Origin of the sequence: Kitasatospora sp. NPDC001539 (assembly GCF_040298565.1) — a bacterium.
GTDB lineage: Bacteria > Actinomycetota > Actinomycetes > Streptomycetales > Streptomycetaceae > Kitasatospora.
On record NZ_JBEPAK010000326.1, the window covers coordinates 1 to 6,435 of the forward strand.

Genomic DNA, 6,435 nt, shown 5'->3' on the forward strand with positions numbered 1-6,435 from the left:
TCAGCGGGCCGTCGACGCCGCCAAGCCCGGCGACACCGTCGAGCTGCTCCCCGGCCGGCGCAGCGGCGTCAACGCTGGGTGGGCAGCCCCGTGGTGACCTCGTTCGGGATCGCCCCGCCGAAGCGCCGGTCGCGCATCGCGAACTGCTCGCAGGCGCGCCACAGGTCGCGGCGGTCGAAGTCCGGCCAGAGCACGTCCTGGAACACCAGCTCGGCGTAAGCAGACTGCCAGAGCAGGAAGTTGGAGGTGCGCTGCTCGCCGCTGGGGCGCAGGAAGAGGTCCACGTCCGGCATGTCCGGGTGGTACATGTACCGGGCCAGGGTCTTCTCGTTGACCTTCTTCGGGTCCAGCCTGCCGGCCGCGACGTCCTGGGCGATCGCCTGCGCCGCGTCCGCCAGCTCGGCCCGGCCACCGTAGTTGACGCACATGTAGAGCGTCACCGCGTCGTTGCCCTTGGTCTGCTCCTCGGCGACCTGCAGTTCCTGCACGACGCTCTTCCAGAGCTTGGGCATCCGGCCCGCCCAGCGGATCCGCACGCCCATCGCGTCCATCTCGTCGCGGCGGCGGCGGATGACGTCCCGGTTGAAGTTCATCAGGAACTTCACCTCGTCGGGCGAGCGCTTCCAGTTCTCGGTGGAGAACGCGTACAGCGAGATGTTCTTGACGCCGAGCTCGATCGCCCCCCTGAGGACGTCGAGCACGACGGACTCGCCGACCTTGTGGCCCTCGGTGCGCGGCAGTCCGCGCTCCTTGGCCCAACGGCCGTTGCCGTCCATCACGATGGCGACGTGGTTGGGCACCAGCTCGCCGGGGAGTTTCGGGGGCCGTGCGCCGCTGGGGTGCGGGGCCGGGGGAACGTACTCCCGTTGCTTGCCACCGCCGAAGAGCCGTCGCGCTGCCATGTGCTCACTTCTCCACGTATCTCATCGAGCGGATGCCCCGCTCCAGGTGCCACTGCAGATAGGCCGCGACCAGGCCGCTGCCCTCCCGCCAGTACCGCGGCTCACAGGCGTCGGCCGTCGGCCAGTCCCCCGACAGCAGCGCCCCGAGCAGTACCAGTGTCTCAGGGGAGGGTACGGCACATCCGGGCACTCGGCAGTCCGCGCAGAGCACCCCGCCCGCCGGGAGGGAGAAGAAACGGTTCGGCCCCTCCAGGCCGCACTTGGCGCAGTCCGTGAAGCTCGCGCCGTAGCCGTTCACCGCGAGCGAGCGCAGCAGGAAGGCGTCCAGCACCAGGTGCGACTCGTGCAGCCCGGCCGCCAGCGTGCGCAGGCCGCCCACCAGCAGCAGGTACTGCTGCACGGCCGGCTCGCCCTCGTTCTCGGCGAAGCGCTCGGCGGTCTCCAGCATCGCCGTACCGGCGGTGTAGCGGCCGTAGTCGGTGACGATCGAACCGCCGTACGGGGCGATGGTCTCCACCTGGGTGCACAGCGGCAGACCGCGCCCGACCAGCTCGCTCCCCCGGCTGAAGAACTGCACGTCCACGTGGGAGAACGGTTCCAGGCGGGCGCCGAACTTGGACTTGGTCTTGCGCACCCCGCGCGCCACCGCCCGCACTTTGCCGTGCTGGCGGGTCAGCAGGGTGATGATCCGATCGGCCTCGCCGAGCTTCTGCGCCCGCAACACGACGCCGTCGTCCCGGAAAAGACTCATGGGGTCCATTCTCCCCCAGTCGCGGGGGCCGCCGGTCTCCCCCGCTCGCCGGGGCCGGACGCAGCGCCCGGTGCCGGGCAGCCGTGTTGCCCGCACCGGGGCCGTGGGGGAGGACCACTGCGGTGCGGGTCACGGCGGGCCCGGGTGGGGGGCGCCACCCGGCCGGGGGCCGGGGGGCGGGGTCGGGCCCGTTTGTGGGGGATTCGGAAAGCCTTCTCGGCGGGGGCCGGCAGGCGCGGCGGGTGCCCGGGGCGCTACAGGTTCTCGTACGGCGCCCGGGTCGCCGCCTCCAGCAGCGCGGTGACCCGGGACTGCGGCAGGTCCAGGCAGCGTCCGACCGCGGCCAGCGCCTCGCGCTCCTGCGGCAGGTACCGCCCGTCGGCCAGGGCGATCGCGGCGCCCTGCAGCAGCAGGCGCTCCCGGCCCTCGCGGGCCAGGTGCGGGGCGAGCGGTTCGAGCACCGCGTGCAGTTCCACGGTGAGGCCGCCGGCCATGCCGTGGGCGTCGTGGAGCTCGCCGCCGAGCCCGGACAGCGCGGCGAGCGCGGCCAGCACCTGGGCCTCGCCGCAGTCCTCGAAGCCGGCCTCGCGCACCGTGGCGCAGGCCGCCTCGCGGGCCGCCCGGTGGGCGGTGCCGCCGGCCGCGAGCAGGGCCAGCGCGACGGTGTACTGGCCGTCCCGCAGCATGCCGCCGAGGCGGACACTGGTCGGCTGCTCGAGGGCCTCGACGCCGTACCGGCCGTGGCAGCCGGTGCACTGCACGCTGCCGATCACCGGTCCGAGCGGGAGCACCGGGGCGCCGAGGAGCCTCAGCCACCGCCGGCCGTGCTGGCGGCGGTAGTTGCGGTCCCCGCCGCAGCCGGGGCAGAAGAAGTCACCGAGAACGTCAGTCCGCCACCGCGGGCGAACACCCCACAACCTGGTCACGGCGCCACTCCCCAGACATGGCAGGCGGCCTGCACAACTATGGGCAGGTCACGCGACCGGACACCGAGGCCGTCCCACCGACCCGGCTTTCCGGTGGATCGATGTTGCCATGGTTACCGGCACGTGTCAGTACCTCGAACGGCTCGGGATCCGAAAAAATGTGGCGCAGGCCACAGCGGGGGGCGCGGACGGCGAAGGGCCGCCCCGCGGGACGGCCCTTCGGGTACCACCCGTACGAATTAACCGCGCTGCGAGCGGTTGACAGCGCTGATCATCGCCTTCAGCGAGGCCAGCACGGTGTTGCCGTCGATGCCCACGCCCCACAGCACCTTGCCGTCCACCGCGCACTCCACGTACGCGGCCGCCTGGGCGTCGCCGCCCTCGCTCAGGGCGTGCTCGGCGTAGTCCAGCACGCGGACGTCCACGCCGATCCGCGCCAGCGCGTCCGCGAAGGCCGAGACCGGGCCGTTGCCGGTGCCGTTCAGCGTCACCGTCACGCCGTCCACCACGGCCTCGGCGGTCAGCGCGTCCCGGCCGTCCTCGGTGGTCAGGGTGCGCGAGCCGGTCAGCGACAGCCGGCCCCACGGGTTGGCCGGGGTGGGCAGGTACTCGTCCTCGAAGACCCGCCAGATCTCGGCCGGGGTGACCTCGCCGCCCTCGGCGTCGGTCTTGGCCTGGATGATCCGGGAGAACTCGATCTGCATCCGGCGCGGCAGGTCCAGCTTGTGGTCGTTCTTCAGGACGTACGCCACGCCGCCCTTGCCGGACTGGCTGTTGACCCGGATGACCGCCTCGTAGGTGCGGCCGACGTCCTTCGGGTCGATCGGCAGGTACGGCACGCCCCAGGTGTGCTCCTCCACCGGCACCCCGGCCGCCTTCGCGTCGGCCTCCAGGGCGTCGAAGCCCTTCTTGATGGCGTCCTGGTGCGAGCCGGAGAAGGAGGTGTACACCAGGTCGCCGGCGTACGGGTGGCGCGGGTGCACCTCCATCTGGTTGCAGTACTCGGCGGTGCGGCGCACCTCGTCGATGTCGGAGAAGTCGATCTGCGGGTCGATGCCCTGCGAGAACAGGTTCATCCCCAGCGTCACCAGGTCGACGTTGCCGGTCCGCTCGCCCTGCCCGAACAGGCACCCCTCGATCCGGTCCGCGCCGGCCATGTAGGCCAGCTCGGCGGAGGCCACGGCCGTGCCGCGGTCGTTGTGCGGGTGCACGGACAGGCAGACGAACTCCCGGCGGGACAGGTGGCGCGACATCCACTCGAACTGGTCGGCCTGGACGTTCGGGGTGGCCCGCTCGATGGTGGCCGGCAGGTTCAGGATGATCTCGCGGCCCTCGCCGGGCTGCCAGACGTCCATCACCGCCTCGCAGACCTCCAGCGCGAAGTCCAGCTCGGTGTCGACGAAGATCTCCGGCGAGTACTGGTAGCCGAAGACGGTGTCCTCGCCCAGCAGCTTCTCCGCGTACTCCATCACCAGCCGGGTGCCGTCGACGGCGATCGCCTTGGTGGCCGCCTTGTCGTTGCGGAACACCACCCGGCGGAACAGCGGCGCGGTCGCGTTGTACAGGTGGACGGTCGCCCGCGGGGCGCCCACCAGCGACTCCACGGTCTTCTCGATCAGTTCCTCGCGGGCCTGGGTCAGCACCGAGATGGTGACGTCCTCCGGGATCGCCCCCTCCTCGATCAGCGAGCGCACGAAGGCGTGGTCGGTGGCGCCGGAGGACGGGAAGCCGACCTCGATCTCCTTGAAGCCCATCCGCACCAGCAGGTCGAACATCTTGCGCTTGCGGGCCGGGGACATCGGGTCGATCAGCGCCTGGTTGCCGTCCCGCAGGTCGGTCGAGAGCCAGCGCGGCGCCTTGGTGATGACCTTCTCCGGCCAGGTGCGGTCCGGCAGGTCGACGGTGCCGAACGGCAGGTAGCGCCCGTACCGCATGCCCGAGGGCTGCTGGCGGACGGTGGAGGCGGTGATCGGGGTGGGCCGGTCGACGAAGGCGCGAGCGGCGGGGACGGACGCGGCGGAGGTCTGCTCGGTCATGGAGAAAACTCTCGGCTTCCTGTGGGTGCGTGGTGCGGGCGGGTCGGGAGGGATCAACACCGACTGGCCGGCCTCTGCTGCCGCTCGCGATGCGCCGTCGCACCACCGAATTCCGCGCACAGCTCGTTCCCCGCGGCGAGGGAGCCGGCCCTGTGGACTACAGGCCCTCGACGCGGCAGCTAAGAAGAAGCAGCCCGTTGCGCATGATGCCCCAGCGTAACCCAGCGCCGCGCGCCCCCGAAGTGATCCGGGCTTCCGTTCCACCCCTTGAGACGGCGGCTGGTCACGTCCGAGCTAGTGACAAAGAGTCATCGAAGCGTCACTCTGGGCCACATGAACGAATCGGTACCGGTCTGCGCGATCGTCCCGCCGTACGTCCTGGACCGCCTCGCCGAGGCCGGTCACGAACCCGCCGTCCGCTCCCTCGCCCTCGACGCCGCGCACCGCGCGGCCCGCCTGGCCCCTCCCCCGCCCGCCGCCTCGCACCCGGACCTCCACCGGGTGATCGCGGACTGCGGCCACAGCGAGCGGCTGCCCGGCCGCACCGCCCGCACCGAGGGCCGGGCCCCGGTCGGCGACACCTCCGTCAACCACGCCTACGACGGCCTCGGCGACACCTTCGCGCTGTACGCCGACGTCTTCGGCCGCGACTCGATCGACGGCCGCGGGCTGCGCCTGGACGCCAGCGTGCACTACGGCCACGACTACGACAACGCCTTCTGGAACGGCCGGCGGATGGTCTTCGGCGACGGCGACGGCGAGGTCTTCGGCGACTTCACCGCCTGCGTCGACGTCATCGGCCACGAACTCACGCACGGCGTCACCCAGTTCACCGCCAACCTGGAGTACCGGGACCAGCCCGGCGCGCTCAACGAGTCGGTCTCCGACGTCTTCGGTTCGCTGGTCAAGCAGTACGTGCTGCACCAGGACGCCGCTGACGCCGACTGGTTGATCGGCGCCGGACTGCTCGCCCCCGGCATCCAGGGCGTGGCGCTGCGCTCGCTGAAGGCGCCCGGCACCGCCTACGACGACCCGCGGCTCGGCAAGGACATGCAGCCCGCGCACATGCGGGACTACGTGCGGACCTCGGAGGACAACGGCGGCGTGCACATCAACTCCGGCATCCCCAACCACGCGTTCTACCTGCTGGCCACCGCCCTCGGCGGCCGGTCCTGGGACCGCGCCGGCCGGATCTGGTACGACGCGCTGACCGGCGGCCGGCTGCCCTCCGACGCCGACTTCACCGCCTTCGCCCGGGCCACCGTGGCCGCCGCCAGGGCCCGTTACCCCGACGACTCCTCGGTCGCGGACACCGTGACGGCCTCCTGGGCCCAGGTGGGCATCAGCCCCGGCTGACCGCACCACCGGCGCGGGCGCGGAGCGTGCCTCCGGGCGCGGGCCCGAAGGTCACGGTCCGGGAAAAGCGCCGCACCGGCCCCCGCCGGGTAGCACCATGGACACCATGCGTATCCAGGTGACCCGGACCGGCGGCCTTGCCGGCATCGTCCGCAGCGCGGAGCTCGACACCGCCGACCGGGTGGACGCCCCGCACGTCCACGCGCTCGCCCGCGAGGCCGTCGCGGGCGGGCTGCGCGCCCCCTCGTACGGGGTGCCGGACGGCTTCCACTACGAGATCACCGTCGACAGCCGGACGGTGTACTGCGCCGACCCCAAGCTCACCGACTCGCAGCGCGAACTGGTGTCGCTGGTGCTGCGCGAGGGCGCCTGAGCCGGCGCACCGGGCCGGTGCGCGCGCGGGCGCCCGCCGGCCGGCGACGGCACAGGCCCGGCCCGGGGGCCGGCGGGCGGGCGGGCCGGCG

Annotated in this window: 6 protein-coding genes; 2 read left to right on the plus strand and 4 right to left on the minus strand. The window is 72.4% G+C overall.

The window, feature by feature from the left end; all coding sequences use genetic code 11:
* Positions 1-68: 68 nt before the first annotated feature.
* From ABT247_RS30615 to leuA, 4 genes are all read right to left on the minus strand, one after another.
* Positions 69-902, minus strand: a complete 834-nt coding sequence (locus tag ABT247_RS30615; RefSeq protein ID WP_350749063.1) for an isoprenyl transferase — start codon at positions 900-902, stop codon at positions 69-71.
* A 4-nt stretch (positions 903-906) separates the two neighbouring features.
* Positions 907-1,653: a DNA repair protein RecO gene (recO, locus tag ABT247_RS30620; protein ID WP_350749066.1), complete on the minus strand. Its 747-nt coding sequence runs from the start codon at positions 1,651-1,653 to the stop codon at positions 907-909.
* 254 nt (positions 1,654-1,907) lie between these two features.
* Complete coding sequence (locus tag ABT247_RS30625; RefSeq protein ID WP_350749069.1) at positions 1,908-2,579, minus strand: TerB family tellurite resistance protein; 672 nt, start codon at positions 2,577-2,579, stop codon at positions 1,908-1,910.
* Positions 2,580-2,818: 239 nt separating this feature from the next.
* A complete protein-coding gene (gene leuA, locus ABT247_RS30630; protein WP_350749072.1) occupies positions 2,819-4,615 on the minus strand; it encodes a 2-isopropylmalate synthase in 1,797 nt (598 codons plus the stop codon).
* A 333-nt stretch (positions 4,616-4,948) separates the two neighbouring features.
* Here leuA and ABT247_RS30635 point away from each other — a divergent pair, with 333 nt between their 5' ends.
* Together ABT247_RS30635 and ABT247_RS30640 are read left to right on the plus strand one after the other, a co-directional pair.
* Positions 4,949-5,971: a M4 family metallopeptidase gene (locus ABT247_RS30635; protein WP_350749075.1), complete on the plus strand. Its 1,023-nt coding sequence runs from the start codon at positions 4,949-4,951 to the stop codon at positions 5,969-5,971.
* Between the two features lie 106 nt (positions 5,972-6,077).
* Positions 6,078-6,344 (plus strand): protealysin inhibitor emfourin, encoded by a 267-nt coding sequence (locus tag ABT247_RS30640; RefSeq protein WP_350749078.1) that lies wholly within the window; start codon positions 6,078-6,080, stop codon positions 6,342-6,344.
* Positions 6,345-6,435 lie beyond the last annotated feature (91 nt).